The 17,750-nt window shown below is 68.8% G+C and carries 12 protein-coding genes; 4 read left to right on the forward strand and 8 right to left on the reverse strand.

Annotated elements, in window-relative coordinates; translation table 11 throughout:
- Positions 1-21: 21 nt before the first annotated feature.
- Positions 22-513, forward strand: coding sequence for a hypothetical protein (locus LO772_RS30360; RefSeq protein ID WP_231775222.1), 492 nt, complete (start codon positions 22-24; stop codon positions 511-513).
- Positions 514-645: 132 nt separating this feature from the next.
- Here the strand turns inward: LO772_RS30360 and LO772_RS30365 are convergent, their stop codons facing one another.
- Positions 646-1,041: a hypothetical protein gene (locus tag LO772_RS30365; RefSeq protein WP_231775223.1), complete on the reverse strand. Its 396-nt coding sequence runs from the start codon at positions 1,039-1,041 to the stop codon at positions 646-648.
- A 38-nt stretch (positions 1,042-1,079) separates the two neighbouring features.
- Positions 1,080-1,421, reverse strand: a complete 342-nt coding sequence (locus tag LO772_RS30370; protein ID WP_231775224.1) for a hypothetical protein — start codon at positions 1,419-1,421, stop codon at positions 1,080-1,082.
- 29 nt (positions 1,422-1,450) lie between these two features.
- Here LO772_RS30370 and LO772_RS30375 point away from each other — a divergent pair, with 29 nt between their 5' ends.
- A complete protein-coding gene (locus LO772_RS30375; RefSeq protein WP_231775225.1) occupies positions 1,451-2,674 on the forward strand; it encodes a hypothetical protein in 1,224 nt (407 codons plus the stop codon).
- A gap of 88 nt (positions 2,675-2,762) precedes the next feature.
- Here the strand turns inward: LO772_RS30375 and LO772_RS30380 are convergent, their stop codons facing one another.
- The 4 genes from LO772_RS30380 to LO772_RS30395 form a co-directional block, all read right to left on the reverse strand.
- Entirely contained in the window at positions 2,763-4,415 is a 1,653-nt protein-coding gene (locus LO772_RS30380) for a zinc-ribbon domain-containing protein (protein ID WP_231775226.1), read from the reverse strand.
- A gap of 339 nt (positions 4,416-4,754) precedes the next feature.
- Complete coding sequence (locus LO772_RS30385) at positions 4,755-5,480, reverse strand: PaeR7I family type II restriction endonuclease (protein WP_231775227.1); 726 nt, start codon at positions 5,478-5,480, stop codon at positions 4,755-4,757.
- 12 nt (positions 5,481-5,492) lie between these two features.
- Positions 5,493-7,172 carry an Eco57I restriction-modification methylase domain-containing protein gene (locus LO772_RS30390; protein WP_231775228.1) on the reverse strand — a complete coding sequence of 560 codons (1,680 nt, stop codon included), beginning with the start codon at positions 7,170-7,172 and terminating at the stop codon, positions 5,493-5,495.
- Positions 7,173-7,448: 276 nt separating this feature from the next.
- Complete coding sequence (locus LO772_RS30395; RefSeq protein ID WP_231775229.1) at positions 7,449-9,977, reverse strand: hypothetical protein; 2,529 nt, start codon at positions 9,975-9,977, stop codon at positions 7,449-7,451.
- A 459-nt stretch (positions 9,978-10,436) separates the two neighbouring features.
- On the opposite strand from LO772_RS30395, the gene LO772_RS30400 reads away from it, so the two are divergent.
- Entirely contained in the window at positions 10,437-14,447 is a 4,011-nt protein-coding gene (locus LO772_RS30400) for a hypothetical protein (RefSeq protein ID WP_231775230.1), read from the forward strand.
- Here the strand turns inward: LO772_RS30400 and LO772_RS30405 are convergent.
- Positions 14,380-15,195 carry an IS5 family transposase gene (locus LO772_RS30405; RefSeq protein WP_231775114.1) on the reverse strand — a complete coding sequence of 272 codons (816 nt, stop codon included), beginning with the start codon at positions 15,193-15,195 and terminating at the stop codon, positions 14,380-14,382. The two genes, LO772_RS30400 and LO772_RS30405, sit on opposite strands and share 68 nt — an antisense overlap.
- Before the next feature lie 541 nt (positions 15,196-15,736).
- A complete protein-coding gene (locus tag LO772_RS30410) occupies positions 15,737-15,925 on the reverse strand; it encodes a hypothetical protein (RefSeq protein WP_231775231.1) in 189 nt (62 codons plus the stop codon).
- Between the two features lie 704 nt (positions 15,926-16,629).
- Here LO772_RS30410 and LO772_RS30415 point away from each other — a divergent pair.
- Positions 16,630-17,580 (forward strand): hypothetical protein, encoded by a 951-nt coding sequence (locus LO772_RS30415; RefSeq protein ID WP_231775232.1) that lies wholly within the window; start codon positions 16,630-16,632, stop codon positions 17,578-17,580.
- The last annotated feature ends 170 nt before the right edge of the window (positions 17,581-17,750 follow it).

The raw sequence follows: 17,750 nt of genomic DNA on the forward strand, positions 1-17,750 counted from the left end.
CGGAGGCGCAGACTGCGGGACATGGTCGAGCACCAGCAGAAGACCGTCCACGCGGTCTACCGGGCGCCGCACCGGGGCAGGCAGGTCAGCGAGCCACAGTCGCTCGCGCCCACGCCGGTCATCGCGAAGGCGCTGGTGGCTGCTCTTGACGACCTCCTTCAGGAAGCCGATCAAGCTGGTGGTCTGTCTGATGACGTCAGGGTCATTCGCGGCACGTCGCGGCACAGTCACCCGTTTCTCCCCTCGACTGGTGACGAACGCTCCAGGATCGGGGTGAGCAACCCGCTACGCAACGCGTTTGCGGAAACTGACAAGATTCAGCTCGCACCAGGCCGGAAGAACGCGGTACTTGATCAGAGTTGCTGCGTCTACAGGCGGATCGGGTCGAAGAGCTCGGGACTGATCGTCTACTGCGTGGGGGCTCAGACGAGCGTTTGCCGGGTGCGGAACGCAGCTGTATTGATCATGCTTCTGTGCTCGCGGGTGATCTGGCACCGCCGGTGCGGCCGATGAACGCTGCGCGGCCTTCTCCGGCGGGCGTCGTGTCGGGTATGTGCGGTGCGCATTTGCGCCGCAAGCTCCGGACGGCATCGACCAGATAGATCATGGACGGGGTAAGTCCGGGGGTATGGACCTGTCGGGCGCTCAGCCACGCGACGAGTGCTCGGCCGACCTCACGCGCCAGGCTGGGGGTCCAAATGACGTCGTCCGTAGTGATTTTCGTACCCGCTGCGGCTCTGTGGTCTTCACTGCCAGCTGGTGGATGTGCCCAGCCCATTCGGTGATCTCGTCGCGAACGCGGATGAGTTGGTCGGGCGACAGCTGAAGCAACTCGGTGATCCGTTGTTCGTCGCTGGTCTCTTGGCGGACGGCGAGTTGCGCGGAGTGCGTGACGCTGGCGTAAAGCAAGACAACGGTCGAGCGGCGCCCAGGACACCCGAACCCCAGCGCAGCGGTGAGCAGGCGCATGAACTCGGCGTCGTGCTCGGGCAACTCGGCTCGGTGGAGACCGATCACCACCCGTTCAAGAGCGTGTTCCACGTGCTCGGGTCGCCTGCCTGCCACGGCGCCGGACTCCCTCAGATTCTTCCGCATCTCGCGCGTACGGCCGACGCGTTCTCGTGCAGGTCACCCAGAGCGTGGATCTCCGCCTGATGAAAGTCGCTGCTGGGCTCGTCGCGCATGTCCTCGTCGACCGCCATGTGACGCTTGGCCGTCTCCTCGTGATCGCGTGCTCGGCCTTCCAGGTAGACGTGCGCGAGTGCCGTCTTGGCGGCCCGGTCCGTTACTGGCGCTTTGTAGAAGAATGCGAGCAGGGTGAGCGTGGCGTGGTCGATTCCCGATCGAGCGAGCAGCCCGAGGCAGCAGGCCAGCGCTGGGGCGCCAGGACGAACCGGCGACAAAGAATATTGGCCAGGCATACACGGCGTCCGCTCCGTACGATTCGTGGATGCCTTACGAATCGACGCATGATCTGCCGTCGTTCCGCCAGCTGGAACAGCAGTTGGCGGTGTTGCGCCTGCTTCCCGGCCCGGGGCGGACGACGGCCGAGCACGTCGAACGTCAGATGCGAGAGCTCGCCGAGACGGTCGACGCCTTCTACGAACTCCTCAGCCCGAAGCACTGGATCTTCCACGAGAGCCTGTCGGTGACTGCGGTGCAGACCATCCTCACCGAGGCACAGAACAACGTGGACCGCGCCGAGGAAATGCTGATCGACCACTACCACGAGAAAGAGCGGCTCTTCTTCATGAGCGTGCCGCTAAAGAAGCAGCCCGCGATGCGTCGCAGACTGCCCTTGGTCGAACGGGCGCGCGAGGACTATTTCGCAGGCCGGTACTACGCCTGTATCCACGTTCTGCTCAGCGTGATGGACGGATTCGTCAACGAGTTCGAGACCGTCCGCCGGGGGCTGCACGCACGCGAAGCCGAGGAACTGCGTGCCTGGGACAGCGTCGTCGGTCACCACTTCGGCCTCACCCACGCCCACAAGACCTTCACCAAGGGCCGAAGCACGACCAATGAGGAACCCGTCTACGAGCTGTACCGCAACGGCATCGTGCACGGCAGCATCCTCAATTACGACAACATCATCGTGGCGACCAAGGCATGGAACCGGCTTTTCGCCGTGGTCGACTGGGCATGCACGCGTGACAAAGAACAACAGCAGGAGGCCGCTGAGGCCCTCACCCGGGCGGGGCAGGCACAGCAATGCAAAGATCTCTTCGGAACGCTGGTTCAGCGGGCCGAGATCGACCGAATAAACCGGCAATGGACGGCACGCGAACACCTGCCCGACGCCGAGGAGTTCACCGCCCACCCCGCACAGGTCCTCACCAGCAAACTTCTGACCTGGTGGACTGCACGCAACTACGGATCCATGAGCGACCTCATCACCCACGCGGCGCACAAAAAGCACGGTAATGCCATACGCAGCGAGATACGCCGTGCTTATGCGGACTTTCCGCTTGAATCATTCGTTGTTCTCGCTATCCGGCACGACATGCCCGCTGCCTGCACCGCGACTGCGCGCCTTGACCGCGCCAACGGTGAGACCGTGACTGCCCAGCTCAGATGGATCCGCGAAGACCCGGACGCCTACCCGATACCCGAGCCCCGGCCGGGCGAGTGGCGCCTGTCCACATGGAAGCCCTCCGAACTCGTCGCAGGCTGAATTAACAACGCCTTGCCGTCGCACGCGCCGGCAGAGGAGCGTTTCGTGTACAGATCGCCGCCCCGCCGAGGGCCGCTGCGGGGGCGGGTTACCGCAGTTTGGGATTGCCCGATCGCTTGTTGCGGGGCGGCCGACATACAGGGCATGGTGTGCCGGTGCCGGCCCGGCGGGTGCGCTGGTCCGGGGTCGCGGTCCACGTGCCGGGGCAGCCCGGCATGCTGCACTTCCAGGTACAGGTGATGGTTGAGCTGGGACGCAGGTTCGCGGCCGTCCAGCCGGGGTGGGCTGCGATGTCGACGAGTTCGTTGCCGATGCGGGGAAAGCGGTCGAGCAGGGATTTGCCGGGCTGCGGGCGGATCCGGCCTGCGGTTGTGCGTTTGCGGGCGCACTGCGGGCATCCGCCGTCTTTGCTTTGTCCGGAGCGCCGACTGGAGGGCGCGATCCATTCGTGGGTGCAGTCGACAGCTGGGCATCGCCATCGGCACCGCTTGTTGGAGGAGGGGAGCAGGTCGTGGGCGGTCCAGCCCGGGTGTTCGATGACCTCGATCAGCTGCGCGGCGAGGTGGCGGTTCACGTCAGCCAGTGACTTACCGGGCTCGGGACGGCTGTTGTCCGCGCCCGTCTTGCGGTACCCGCACTTGCGGCATCCTCGGCCGGACAGCGTCCTGCTGTGCAGGGGGCCTTCCCAGGTGTGGCCGCAGCCGCAGGTGAGGCACCGCCATCCGCACACGTCGTTGCAGCCCGGCGGCATGCGGTCGAGCCCGCGGCCCGGGTTGGTGATGTTGCCAGTGAACTCCTCGGCCAGGTACGGCGCGACGTCCAGCGCCGTGATATCCGGGCCGGCCACCGCCGCTTGCCACAGCCGAGACGCCTTTGTCAGGGCTGCGTCGACGTCCGTCGGCGTGAGGGCCACCCAGGCCACATCGTAAAGGCGCAGGGCAAGCCCGACTGCATCGGCCCACGCAAGGGGGTCGACACCGGGGCCCGCTTCGTGCTGCGGGAACCCGTCGATGGGGATGGGCGGCAGACCGCGTGCGCGGACCTTCGTGTACTGGCGCCCGGCAGCTAAGGTCGCACGGGTCTTTGCGGTGTCTCGGCTGAGGCTGGCGGCGGTGTGGTGGCTCCACTGTGGGTCGAGGTCTATCAGCAAGCTGAGGGCCGGAATGAAGAGGTCGAATCGGTCTGCGTTGCGGCCCGGGAGCCGGAGCCGGTGGTCGAGTTCGACATCCAGTCCCGAGGCCGCCTCGACGAGCATTGCGACCTTGCATTCGAAAAGGGACCTGCCGTGCCCGCTGCACTTGGGGCAGCCGCGGCCGTTGGATCGGTTCGCGACTGTGGCAGTCCAGAGATGGCCCTGCGGGCACTCCCATTCGCACTTGTCGTGGCTCATGGATCGCAAGTTGTCCGGGCTGCGGTCGGGCCGGGAGAGGTTCTTGCGGAACTGTTTGGCGAGATCGGGATCGATGTCGGTGAGTGCTTCACCGGCGCCAGGTGCGCGATTGCGCCGTTTGAAGCATTCGGGGCAGTTGGTGGGGTTGTACACGCGGTTGCGCCAGCCGAACCGCGCATCCCAGGAGTGTCCGCAGGTGGAACACCGCCACCGGCAGATGTCTACCGATCTGCGGGACATGTCGATGAACTTGCGCTCTGGGTGTGTGATGTTGTGGACGAACTCTCGTTCCAGCAGTTCGCGGCGCTCAGGCGGCAACTGACGGCTTTCTTGTGTCATGGCGAGAACCATGGTGCGTCCCGCGGCCCCCGAACCTCGTTTTCCGAATTCTCCTGGTGAGGACTTGGCAAGTCGTGTATTAGGGCGGTTTGGCGCAAGAGCCTCAGGGGCGGGCAAAGGACGTCGCCGCCCATCGCTTGGTGAGCGAGAGCCGGATTGTGCTGATGCGCAGGCAGCCCGGCGCAGGGAGTCGGCTCGTTGGCTGGCGAGCCCAGGTCCCGACGTTGGCAGACCGGTTTGGGGGAGCGGCGCTGGATGCTTTGACCGTGTGGATGGCGTTCGACTGGAGCGGTTTCTGCGTCCGGATGTTGGGGCCGAAACGTGCCCGTACGTGGACACGCTCTATTTCGGTCAGCCGGGAAAGCCGAGTTCCTTGAGATAGGAGAGACGTCCGTGTACCGCAGCCGAGAAGTGGCGCCAGTCGAGCTTGTCCACCGGCTCTGTGGGCGTCGGGTCTGCAGCGGACGAGGTGACGTAGCAGGCGGCATCGTAGAGCCGTTCGGACAACAGGCGTTGGCAGAAGATCCCGAACCGCTGCTGGTAGGACTTGTCGCGCCAGATCTCGTCGATTGGCAGGGCGCCGAGTGCAGGCTTTACCGGGCGGCGTGAGCCTTCCTCGTCTTGCATGATGAAGAAGTAGCCGAGCCAAGGGTCTTCGCCGGGGTACAGGTCCGCGAGCGCCGCGTGGCGGAGGTCGACGGCGCTGCCGAGGGCTTCCTCGACGCGGTTGTTGTAGTTGTTGCCGAACGACGGGCCGCCCAAGGCCTTCATTTCGAAGGCTGCGACAAGGGTTTTGTTGTGGACGACCACGAGGTCCCATTGCTTCTGGGGCCGGTAGTAGCCGGGCAGTTCGAGGCCTTGGGACTTGGTGACCCGGATGCTCTCGGGCGGGTATCCGGCCTCCAGGAAGAACTTCGAGATGAGGACGGTGATGGCATCGAAGTGCTTGCCGCTGCGCACGGATCCCGCAGTGCCTGCCCCTACCGCGTCCTTGATCGCGGACTGTTCCTTCTGGAAATCCTTGGCGCCCCAGTACGCCGCGATGGCGTCTTCGAAGTCTTGGCGGGTGACCGTCAAGATCTGTTCCTCCTAGTCAGGCAGTTCGGCAAGGCCGTATACGCTCAGCGCGGCCTTGGTCGCGGCCTGCACGTCTCGACGGTCGAAGGCCGCTGACAGGGCAGCCTTGTCGGCTTCGCTCATTGCGGTCGGGTCAGGCACCCGGATCTTGCGCAGGTATTGCGCCTGGAACCGCAGGGTCCCGCCGCGCATCTTGACCGCGTACGCCTCCACGAACGCCTCGGCTACCTTGGATAGCAACAAGCCGCCAAGCACACGCAGATCCCACGCGTCCGAGACGACGAAGTACAGGTTGTGATGAGGGTAGAGTCCGCCCTCGTCGAGTACCGGGTGGATGGTCAGTTTCATGTCCGGGAACAGCAATTTTGGGCGTTTGGTCAAGTGATGGTCGACTTTGTCGATGGTCTTGTACCAGCGCAGCGGTTGCTTGACCGCCACGTAACGCCGTCGCAGTGCCTCACCGTGTTCCGCGAAGTAGGCCGCCATCCGGGGATAGGCGTTGAGGTCGACCAAACCGCCCTGGGCCGTCCATGGATTGACCAGGTAGGAGCGCGACCACCGCAATCCGCCGGTTGCGGTGTCGCGGGCCATCGCCAGCGGCAAGAGGCGGTCCGGCTCCACCAAGTCCTTGTCCTGGGTGATGAACACCTTGTCCGCCCCTGTGGCGATGCCGATGCCCACGCGGGTGCCGCTCGCCGCATTCTCCAGCAGGCCGAACCGGTCCGCGAGGTCTTCGAGCATCGCGAGTCTCGCCGGAGAAGCCGACGGCCATGAATCACCGCCGGCGAACCAGTGCGGCAGGCGCGCCGCTTGGAACGTCTCGGCGGCGAGCGTCGTCGCGTCCTCGTTAGAGGCCCAAACCAGGAACTCGCCGGCGTGCCGCTCGCCGAAAGCACGATTCGTTTCGGCGGCCACGACAGAGCCCTGGGGCTGTTTGCTGACGACCGTGATGGCCGGATAGGCCGCCACCTGCTCTTCGAACACGTCGACGTCGTGGAGCGACAAGACCGTGTCCACGCTGTACCCGTGGGAGACGAACTCGCGTAGCCGAGAACCGTACTGGTTGCGCATCCAGCGGTCAGCGCAGATGAATCCCAGGCGGCCGCCGGGAGCGAGACTGCGAAGAGCCGTCTCGTAGAAGCCGACGTAGATGTCGGCCCGGCCGCCCATGGTCGGGCACGCGGCACGGTAGGCCGCCATACGGTCGTCGGGGACGTCCTCGATCCTGATGTACGGCGGGTTGCCCACCACGAAGTCGACCGGATCGTCGGACCGGATGCCGGACAGAAGGTAGTCACCGTTGCGAACCCATGCCTGGGCTACCGCGTCCACATCGGCATCGCCCCACCCGTCGTCCGTCAGCGCCTTCGCCGCGACATCCCGTGCGCGCTCCACATTCCGTTCCAGCAGGTCGAGGGCGCGAACGGCGTTCACCGCGTCGCTGATGCATCGACCGTGCGTCCGACACGACGCGCTGAGCCTCCGCACGATCGGGCCGAGAAACGCCCCCTCCCCGCACGCCGGCTCCACGATCTTGAGGCTCGCGAGATCTCGGTCAGCGGTGTACCCGACCAGATCGAGAATCAGTTCGACCACCCAGGCACGGGTGAACACCTCGCCGTGCTCCACGGCCTCCTGGGAAGGCACGGGCAAGGAGAGATCCTCGTTGTCGAACAGCGCGAGCGTGACCACACGAGAACCCTATATTCCGCCAGCTGCTCTCCCGGCGGTACGTCAGGCTGCCGCGACGCGTCTCAGGCCCTGCGGATCAAACTGGTCCGCTTCCTGCTCGCAGGACGCCTGTTTCGCGGTGACGTCGACGGGTCCGGCAACGGGATGCGCCAAAACCGTCACCAGCGTTCCCGAGAGGTCCCGTCTCGGCACCGGGCGGGCGGTGTGCGCCGAGCAGGAACGAGGAGGGCGGGCCCTCGACCGTGCCGAGGGCCCGCTCGTACCCGGTCTGACCGGTCAGACCTTCAGGATCAGCGCTTCCACCTGTTCGAGCGTCGTCACGCTGGCCTGCGCGGCGGCCCGGGCCTTCGACAACTTCTCCATCCACTCGATCCGCTGCTCAGCCGGGAGGGGTTCTTCTCCGAGCTGGATGCGCAAGCTGTGCGCCTCTTCGAAGTTCGTCATCAGGGTGTGGGCGGCGTCCACCGCCTTCTGGTAGCTCCCCTCGACGAGTTCGATCCGCGCTGGCAGCTCCCGGCGCAGCTTGGCCAGTTGGTCGCGTGGGTCGGCAGCCGCCTCGCCGTTCGCGGTGATCGGGGCGCCGGAGCCCGCCGTGGTCCCCGCGTCGGCAGGCGCGTTGGCCGGGCTTCCGGACGAGGCCGCTACCTGGGTGCAGAGGTCGACGGGGAAGAGCTCGTCGAACCACGCCTTGTCGGCGACGTAGCTGGTGGGCCGGCCTTCGCTGTCCGGAGCGATCACCATCCCCGCAGTGATCGCCGTCCGTTCCGACTCGGCCCAGTGCTGCTCGCCATAGCAGACCAGAGGCGTGTCGTCGTCCGCCTTGGGCGGCCGCAGCGCGTCCGGGTGCTCCAGCACGGCCTTCGCGAACGCGAGAAGAAGGGCCCGGCTGACACCCGGCGCCCCCGCCGTGTACGCCAGTGTCAGGGCGGCGAGGGCGCTCTTGGGGGTGCGGCGCACGCCCTTGCGCCCGGTGCCCGCCTCGCTTCCCTGCCCCGGGGTGATGAACGGCTGCGGAGCGTGGATCAGCGCCGGCGCCATCCGCTGGACCAGGGCGGTCCAAGCGGCCGCGTCACCCGCCTCCGCCCCGAGGAGCAACTCCATGAGCGGCCTCGGGTCCTGTCCGGCGCCCTCCTTGGTCTCTGTGGTGCCGAAGAGACCAAGGGCGGAGAGGATGTTGCCCCGGCGCACGAACAGCTGCGCGACGGCGGCGGACCACAACCGCGTGCGCCCCTCGGCCGCCTTCGCCCGGATCTGGCTCCACGCCGGTTCCTGCAGCGTCCCCCTGACGACCGGCCAGAACCTCCCGGTGTCTCGGACGGTGCGCACGTTCCCCTTCTGCGGGGCCTCGGGCGGGATTCCGGGGAACACCAGCGCGGTGATGGCACGTACCGCGACATCACGCAGCACGACGGGGGAAACGTCGGCGCCCGAAGGCACGAGTGGTTCCAACGGGTCGAGCGGCCCGTTGACAGTCAACGCGTCACGCACCCCTACCAGATCGAGGAGGTCCGCACCGCGCGCGTCGGGGAACGCCTCGGCGAGCGCGTCCGCGAGGAGGCATTCCCTGACGTAGGCGTCGACGAGCGTCGCGAACAGGGCGATCAGGCGCGCGTCCTCGTCGTAGGGCTGGATGCCGCGCAGGTGGTCGTTGACGTTCAGGGCTCGCAGAACGTGTTCCAGCGCCTCGGGCTTGGTGCAGCCGATCACGATCTCCGCGGACACCGTGGCGATCTTCGCCGCCCTCCGCGACGGGTCAGTCGCCTCCGTCTCCGGCTTCGCACCATCCCGGTTGAGCCGGGCGGAGAGCCGGTTCAGGATCTCTCGCAGGCTCAGCAACAACGGCTCGGGGCCGTCCTTCTTGTCCTTCGGCATGGGCACGAGGGACTGGGGCATCCCCGTGACCAGGTGCTCCGGACGCACCCGGAAGACATCGAGACGGGCCAGCGCACGATTGTTCCCGGTCACGGCGGCCAGCCGCCACAGCTTCGACACCGTGCCGTCGGAGTGGGTGATCTGCCACTGCTGCAGGACGTTCATGCCCTTGGAGAGCTGACCCGTGTCCGCGAGGGACTCGGTCAGATCGTACCCACGGGTTTTCCCGGCGCGCTGAAGGTTCTCGGCAGCGTACCGCTGCATGTGCACGGCCACCGCGTACGGCTGCTCGGCGAGGGCGAGTGCCGCTTTCGGCTGCTCAGCCTCCTGGATGGCGCGGACCACCGGGCGCGGCCGCCGGTGGCCCAGCGCGGCGAGCAGAGCGTGCTTCTCGGCCTCGAGCTCGTGCACGCGGCGGACGGTGTCCTGATGCTTCTGCGTGGCCGCAGCCAGCGCCTGCGCTGCGTACGTGTCGTCGCCCGGCGCCCGGCGCAGCGCATCGCGCTCCTTCTCAGCGGACTTCGCGCTCTTTGTGGCCTCCTGGAGCGCCAGCTCGGCGGCGACGAGGTCCTTGACGCGGTGGCTGGCCTCCGGGGCGGGCGAAGACCAGCAAACGGCGGTGCGGTCGTTGAGGTCCCAAGGGACCACTGCGGCGCCGTGGACGTCGCAGGTCAGTAGGAGCACCTGCTCGTCGCCAGCCTGCACGATCCGGTAGGCGTTGGGCTTGAGGACCTTCCTGCCACGCTGGGTGGCGATCAGGGCCTTGATCTCGGTGTCGGGGAGTGCGGCGGCAAGACCCTCAAGGATCGCCTGCCGCGGAGGCGGCACGACCTCGTGATCCGCGCAAGTGTTCTCGATCGCGTCCGCGAGTCGGTCGGCCCAGAGGGCGTTGCCGATCTGCGGGTAGATGTCGTCGGACCGTTTCACGGCCATGGTGTCGTCCTTCCACCCGGGCGTCCCAGGCGGCCACAGAAGCTCCCGTCCCTCAGGAGCGTGTCACGCGCCCGAGTGCCGAAGCCTCGTGCCGGCGAGGAATCAAGCCGACACCCGTGAAACTGTGCGGCGGTCCTCGCCCCGTACGGTCCACCTGCCAGCGTCCGAAGAACGATCAGCCCCAACAGCGCCTCGGTAGCGCCTGGACTCTCGCAGCTTGCTCCTGCTCCACCGAAGGCGGCATGAGGCGGACGCCGGTGGTGAGCCACCGACGTGCGCCACGCAATTTGCCACTGTCCGCGACAGAACCGCCACTCAAAGCCGCTGAGTTCACCCAATCAGGTGAACGCCGCCTCGGTCAGCCGCGGGGACGCCTGGGTTGAGGTATCCGTGCGGCGCTGGGCGACAAGGTGTCTGGTTCTGGCCCCGATGTGCTCCGGCGGGCTCTACGGTGCACTGGTGAGCAACGAGACGCCGCCGACCTGTGCGGGCGAACTGCCGGAGGTCGACGAGGACTTGGCGAAGTCCCTGACCGCGCGGGGCGCGTCGGGCGTACGAGCGCTGGGGATGCTGCGGGACGCGTACCGGGTCCTGACCGGCACGACGATGGAACGGCCGGACGAGGTTGCCGCGGCGTGTGTGCGCAGTGCGGCGGACGCGCTGCTGAGCCTGCCTGGCGCCCCTGACCCGCCAGAGCTGAGGCACGCGGCGAAAAACCTGCTGGCCGCGGTCGATACCTTCCCGCCACCAGCCCTCCGCACCCCCAGCTCCGGTACCTCGGCCGGTCCGGTCGGGACGGACCGCCCGGGGTGGAAGCGGATGACGGCGGCGGCCGAGGCGCTGCGTGGTGAACTGGGACCGCCGGGTGGTTTCCACCAGGCACGGGCCCGTGGGATCTTCGAGCAGCTGATGGGCGTCACGCCCAGTGCCGCGCAGGACCCGGCACTGGACGTGTGGGCCGACATCTACGGGGTGGCCTCGCGCATCCTGCACGGCCGCGCCGCCGCACCCGGCGAGGCCGTGCACCTATACACCGACCTCCTCGACGCGGCCCGGAACCTGCTGGTGCCGCTGCGCGACCGCGCGGAGCGGATCCTTCAACTGGCCGCGCTCGCGGAGCCCAGCGAGAAGGAGGCACTGGAAATCGCCAACTGGGCGGACCCGCGCGCCACGTGGTTCTTCTTCGGCTCCGGCCCAGCCCCGGCATGGCTGGAGGTCCTTCAGGAACACGCGCCGCACCTGCTGCTCGCCGATGAGGCCGCCGACGTCTGGCCAGCCGGCGAGTTCCTCGAGCACCTGGCCGCCGTCGCCCCGGAGACAGTTCGGCCGTGGCTGGCCGACCACGTCGTCGGGCTCTCCGCCGCTGGCCCGTACGTCCTTGGCGCGCTGCTGCGCCTGTCCGACGCCGGCGCCCTGGATACCGCTGGTGCCAGGTTGCTGCTCCCGCGCGTCCTCGCCCTGCCCCCGGCCGGGACGCCGGCCGAGGAGGCGAGCCTGACACGCCGGATGGCGGCCAGCTGGGCCGGAAACTTCCCGGTGGCCGCGCGGGACAGGGACTGGCTCCTCGTCGTCGAGGAGCTCCTGAAGGACACCGTCGACCTCGGGCACGCCGGCTACCTGGCCTACGGGACCGCGCGGCAGCGCGCGCACGTCAGGCACGAGGCGTTGCCCGAGCTGACGGAGGTGCTCCAGCGGGAGTGGGCCGCCCGTCTGCCCGAACACGACATCACGGGCCTGCTGCGGGAGGTGGTGGCGACCGTCCACCGGGCTGACGGCGGACGGTTCCAGTGGGCCCGGGCTGCCCGTAACGCGATGACGGGCCTGCTGCGCCGCGACACCGAGGCGCCCGTGAGCCGATCCTGGTCCGCGTACGTCGACCTGGAAGAAGTCCGCGTCATGGACGCGGACTTCTTCGGCCCGATCCTCGAACTGGGTCCGCTCTTGGCCCGCGGGGTTCTCGACCTCGCCGCGGCGGACGCTGCGGTCGGCCTCCCGCTGGACGAGCGTACCCGCGCGTGGCCGCGGATCGCCGCCGCGGATGCGGACCTGCATGACCGGATGCTCGCCGCCCACCTGGCCGCGCACCCGCCGACTGCGGACACCGACACCGCGGGCGTGGGGGAGTGGTGGGACCGGGCGGTCGAGGTCACCGTGCGTCTGCTGGCGGGTCGGCCGACACCGGAAGGCGCACGGCTGGCCGCCCTGATCCTGGACACCTGCCCACCCGAGCGCGCCGCCGGCCTGGACCGCCGGGCCACGGCGGCTCTCGGCCCGGCCCCGTCCGCCGACGAGATCACCCGCACCTTGCTTACCGGCGATGCCGGCCCGGAGGACGGCCGGGTCGAACCGTATGCCTCATGGCTGCGGGTGTGGCACTGGTCGCCAGCGCTGCCCGCCCGGCTGCTCACCGGCTTCGCTCCGCTGCTCGCCGCGCTGCGGCAACTGAAGAAGGCCGGCCCGCCCGACCCGCGCACCACGGTGACCCTGCGCAACGCGGGCGCACTCGATGAAGAGGGACTGCTGGCGCTGACCAGCGAGGCCGGCCCGCTCGTGGCCGCAGCCGCCTTCGCCTCCGCGTCGGACGCGGACGCCCACGGCTACGCCACCATGCTGCTGCGACTCGTGCGGGCCGCCCCGGACGCATGGACAGCCGACGTACCCCGCGTGATCGACGCTCTGGCCCGGCCGGACCTCGGCGCGTTCTACCTCGCCGCCGTCGCCGCCCACTGCCGCGGCATCCCGGCGAACCGCCTGGGCCCCGTCGCCGTCGCCGCCCTCACGTTGCGCCACTCCCTGCCCGCCCACGAGACTGGCCAACAGCTCTCCACCGCAGCGGTGTTCGCCGACCGGGCCCTGTTCGACCTGCTGAATGTCGTGTGGCGCACCGGCACCGATTTCGGCACCGACTTGCCGGCCGTCCTGGTCCACCTCCACGGCCTCGCCGAACCCCTCACCCGTCCGGCCAGCGACACCCCGGGCGGCAAGAAGCGGTCCATCGACCCGCGGTTCCCCAGCCCAGCCGTGCGCGCGCTCGGCTCCCTACTCGAATACGCCGTCAGCCGTGCCCCCACGGACGGCGACATGTGCCCCGACGTTCTTCACCTGCTCGCCGACGTCCTGGCCGCCGACCTCGTTGACGAGGACGCCGCAACCGAGATCGGCGAGCGGCTGCCGGTCCTGCACCGCCGGGCCACCGCCTTCGCCACCGCCCATCCCGAGCTCTACGCCCTAGACCCCCACCGGCCTACCCCGGCCGGAGCATGGCTGCGCCTGGGCGGATCCGACCGGTTACTGCTCGCCGCCCTTGACCGCGGCCAGCTCTTGGCCGCAGTACGCGAAGGCCAGCGGGGCGTGGCCACAAGCGTCGCGTTCGCGCTCCTGGTGGACGGCGACGTCGACGTGCTCGGCGATCCCGTGGCCGCCTGGCGCGAGCTGGCCACTGGCCCGAATGCTGCCATAGCGGTCTCCCACCTGATGTTCCCTCTCGCCCGCGTCACGATGGCGCTGATCCCCGAGGACGCCGCTCATACGCCCGTGGACATCGCACATGTGTGGTGGACGGCTGCGCTCGATGCCGGCCTGCCGCCCGGCGCGCTCGCCGGCGCCGGCTACTTTGCCACGTCCGCCCTCACAGACGAGGCGTGGTTGCCCCTGGCCCGACGCAGCGCCGAGCACACTCCGGCTCAGGAAGACGCCGACAAGGTCGCCGAACGCGCCGCCCGCCACCCGCGCAGTCCCGACGCCCTGATCCTGACCGCGCACCTGCTCACCCGCCCTTCTCCTGGCCGCTGGTACGACGCGGGGGTCCGTCCGCATGCCCGGGCCTTAGAAGCCGTTGTCTTTCCGAAAGTTCGGTGTGTGTTTTCGCTGGTCAGGCGTGAAGCGGTGTGTGGTGCGGGAGGGATGACGCATCGTTGTCGTCTCTTCGCGGGAGTGCTTGTGCCGTCGGTGATGGGGTTGTTGGAGGAGCGGGAGACTGCTGCCCGGGCTCGGGTGGAGGAACTGCGGGCGGAGGCGGAGCGGGTCGCGGCCGCGTTGCGGGACGCCGAGGCGGTGCTGGAGCGTCGCGTGATCGCGGTCGCGGAATTGGCCGAGGCCCTGGGAGAGCCGGAACCGGAGGCGTCTGCGGCCGGCTCGGAGCCGGAGCCTGTGGAGGTCGAGGCGGTGGCGGCGGGTTCGGTGGTGCCGCGGCGGGGAGGGCGGGCGTCGGTGGCGGTGCTCGCGCCGGACTACCGGCGGATCGTGGGTCTGGTGGAAGAGGCGGACGCGGCCGGGTTGCGGGTGAAGGAGTTGGCCCGGGGGCTGGGCCTGGAGCTGGTGCCGGGGAAGGTGGAGGGGGTGCGGTCGAAGGCGAAGCGGCTGGTGGTGCGGGGATGGCTGTTGGAACGGGTGCCGGGGGTGTTCACGCTGCCGCCGGCGGCGCAAGGCGGGGGCGTGCTCGGTGCCGGCGGGCCAGGCGCCGGGTCATGAGCATGGCCATCGACCACCATGCGATGGTTTCGCTGCTGGTGGGGAGGGTTTCGTAGTCGCGGGCCAGGCGCCGTGAGCGCATCAGCCAGCCGAACGTGCGCTCCACCACCCACCGCCGGGGCAGGACGACGAAGCCGCGCACGTCGTCGGTGCGTTTGACGACCGTCAGCGCGATGTCGAGGTGTTCGTCGGCCCAGTCGACGAGGTCGCCGGTGTAGGAGCCGTCGGCCCAGATCCGCCGCAGGTGCCGGTGCCGGGCCCGCAGCGCGGGCAGCATCCGGGCGGCGGCCTCGCGGTCGGTGACGCCGGCCGCGGTGACCAGCACCCGGAGCAGCAGCCCGAGGGTGTCGACGACGATGTGCCGCTTGCGGCCGTTGATCTTCTTGCCGCCGTCGTAGCCGCGTGAGGCGGACGGCACCGAGGCGGCGGCCTTGACCGACTGCGCGTCGATGCTGCCCGCGGTCGGTTCCACCGCCCGGCCGGCCGCGACGCGGCACCGCGCCCGCAACCGGTCGTGGAACTCGGCGGCCAGGCCCTGGTCGCGCCAGCGGCGGAAGAACGCGTAGACCCGGTCCCACGGCGGCAGGTCCGCGGGCATCGCCCGCCACTTGATGCCGTTGTCGACCAGGTACCGGACCGCGTCGACCATCTCCCGGTGGCAGTACGCCTCCGGCTGCCCGCCCCGGCCCTCCAGCCAACGCGGCACCGGAAACGCGGCCCGGACCACCGCCCACTCCGCGTCACTCATGTCCGAGGGGTACGCGCGTGCCCGGGGCGGCCGACCGCCCGCGTTTCCGTACGCATGTGCGAGACAGTCACACCCACGGCTGAACGGATTGGACTCGCCCGCAGCAACCGCGTACAACCGTGGCAACAGGGCCTCCTGGACATCTCGTTCGGTCTCGACAACCACCGAGATTCCAAGAGGCCCTGCTTTCATGCGCCTTCAGCGGCGGGACCACTCCAAAGAGAACCCAAGTCCTATAAAACGACGCCAAGTTCGCTAAGACAACGGCTTCTTACTCCAGGCCGTCGCGTCCCTGCTCCCCGACGACCGCCCGGCCGAGACGGGACAGCTGCGCCTGGCCCTCGTCGACGCGGGAGAGGTCGATCTCCACGGGGCGACCGTGGACCGCTGACCGGCGGGCGGGCGCACGCAGCTCTGCGACGCGCGCCCTGTCACGACGTTCGCGTACGACGGCCGGCAGCGGTCCAGGCGCGGGGCGTCGTCGGAGTCCAGACGGCGGCACAGGGCCCTGTCTCGGTTGTAGAGGCACGTCAGCGAGGTGCTACTCCACCGACACCACGGTCAGCTCGAACTCTTCGGCGCAGTCGAGCGTACTGTCCACGCCCCGGTGCTCGACCTGCTCGCCGCCACGAACGACGTCGACGACCTGGTCGCTTCGACTGCACCGGTGTTCGACGTGCTGGTGATCGGCGGCATGTTCGACCGCCACCTGCACCAGGATTTCGCCCACGTCGGGGCGGGCTTGGACCGAGTCGCCCGCCAGCCCCTGGCGGACGCCGACGATGCGGACAGATCACGGCGTTCCCGGGACATGAGGGAAGAGGCGCCAGTAGCATGCGAGTTGGGACCCGGGCCGTCGGTCGTACCGATGGCACCAGTCGACACACTCGCCCGGAGGCGCGGCTGTACCGCGCCTACCAGCGCTCCTCGATCCTCATCACTGACGCGGTTGCTGCTGCACGCAGCAGAACCGCATGCAGGGGAGTCCTCATGCCCGCGCGACCCAACCTTCGATCCTGTCTGCCTTCCGCGTTCTACGCCGAGCACAGCCGAGCGAGAAGCCGCGTGTACGCCTTGGTCGGCAGCAGCACCGGCCCCGCTGCTTTGCAGGCGGTTCTGACCTGCCGTTCGCCCGTGCTGGCCCAACGCGTCGCCGACTACCTCACCGCGTCCGTGATGAACAGGGCAGACGGCGGTGCGACGCTGGATCACTTGACTGCCTTGCTGCCGCAGGCGCCGGCGGCTTCGCTGCGTCAGGCCGCTGCCCACATCGCTTCTGGAGCGTGGCCGCCGGCCCCATCACCCGTGGTGCAGTGGGAAGAGCTGCGCGGCGGACGCGCTGTGAGTGACAAGGCCGCGGCGCCGGTCGCCGAGCGACTTGTGCGAGCCGACCCGGCCGCAAGGCTTGCCGACCTGCCGGGAACGGTCATTCGCTTGACCCAGTTGTTGGAGTTCCACGTCCACAACCGCGCGGAGCTGGTCGCGAAGGCGCTGGCCGGCGGACAGATTCCGCAACCGCCGGAAGACGAGGACGACGACCCCGATGATCTCGTCGGCGCGCTGCTGTTCTTCGTGGGTTCACCGGAGGCGCCGGGAGCCGAGACGATCACCGCCACCGGCCACGTGGAACGCCTCGACCCCGACAGCGGGGACGAGCTGCACCAATGGTCCACCACGCACATGGTGACGGACTTCGGACCGGGGCACCGCACCCGCACGACCGGCCCGACCAGGCTGCGCAGACAAAGGGGAAGGACCGACTTCGCCGCGCTGTTCCCGGCTCCGAACTGCGCGTGCGGCGACGTCGAGGAATGCGAGACATGCGGATCCTGGCACCTGACGCCCAGGACCGCACATGTCCTGACCACCACGCTGTCGGTGCTCGCCGACGAGGCGTACGGGGACTGCGAGGAACACGGCGACGCCCCTGTGGCAGAGGACGAATCGTGGATGTTCTTTGACCGGCTGCCCCACCTCACCCGCACCCAGGGCCTCCCATGGCGACGCCGGATCGCCCGTGCCTGCGACGACCTCGCAGGCGACCTCAAGCATGGACACTGGCCCGAACCGCGCTGCCTCGCCGAGGAAGTCGTCCTCGATATCGCCCTCGACGACGCGCCTGCGTACGCCGAGATGGAGCGCGAGACCGGAGAGCACCGCCGACTTCCCAAGTTCCCCGACGACTACGACTGGGGCGAATGCCAGTCGATCCTCTACCAGGACTGGGACTTCCAGATGCTCTACGAGGACGACAGGAACGGGGTCGCCATCCCCGACAACGACCTGAGCCAGGCTGCGGGAACTCTCGACACACACGCAGACGCGTGGTTCGAACCATTCGGCCCCCTGCCCGGCCGCGCTGCCGACCGAGGATTCCGGCGATAGGCCGCTCCGAGTGCGCGTACACCTTGTCATCACGTTGACCGATGCCGAGCCGCAGCACCGCCGATCGTTGTCGGCCGGCTGGGGAGTGACAGTCCGTCACCGGCTTCGGGGACCACGTGGGGACCACACGACATGCGCACTGTTGGACGAACCGTCTGCAAACAGACGTC

The sequence above is a fragment of the Yinghuangia sp. ASG 101 genome (assembly GCF_021165735.1).
Taxonomy (GTDB): Bacteria; Actinomycetota; Actinomycetes; order Streptomycetales; family Streptomycetaceae; genus Yinghuangia.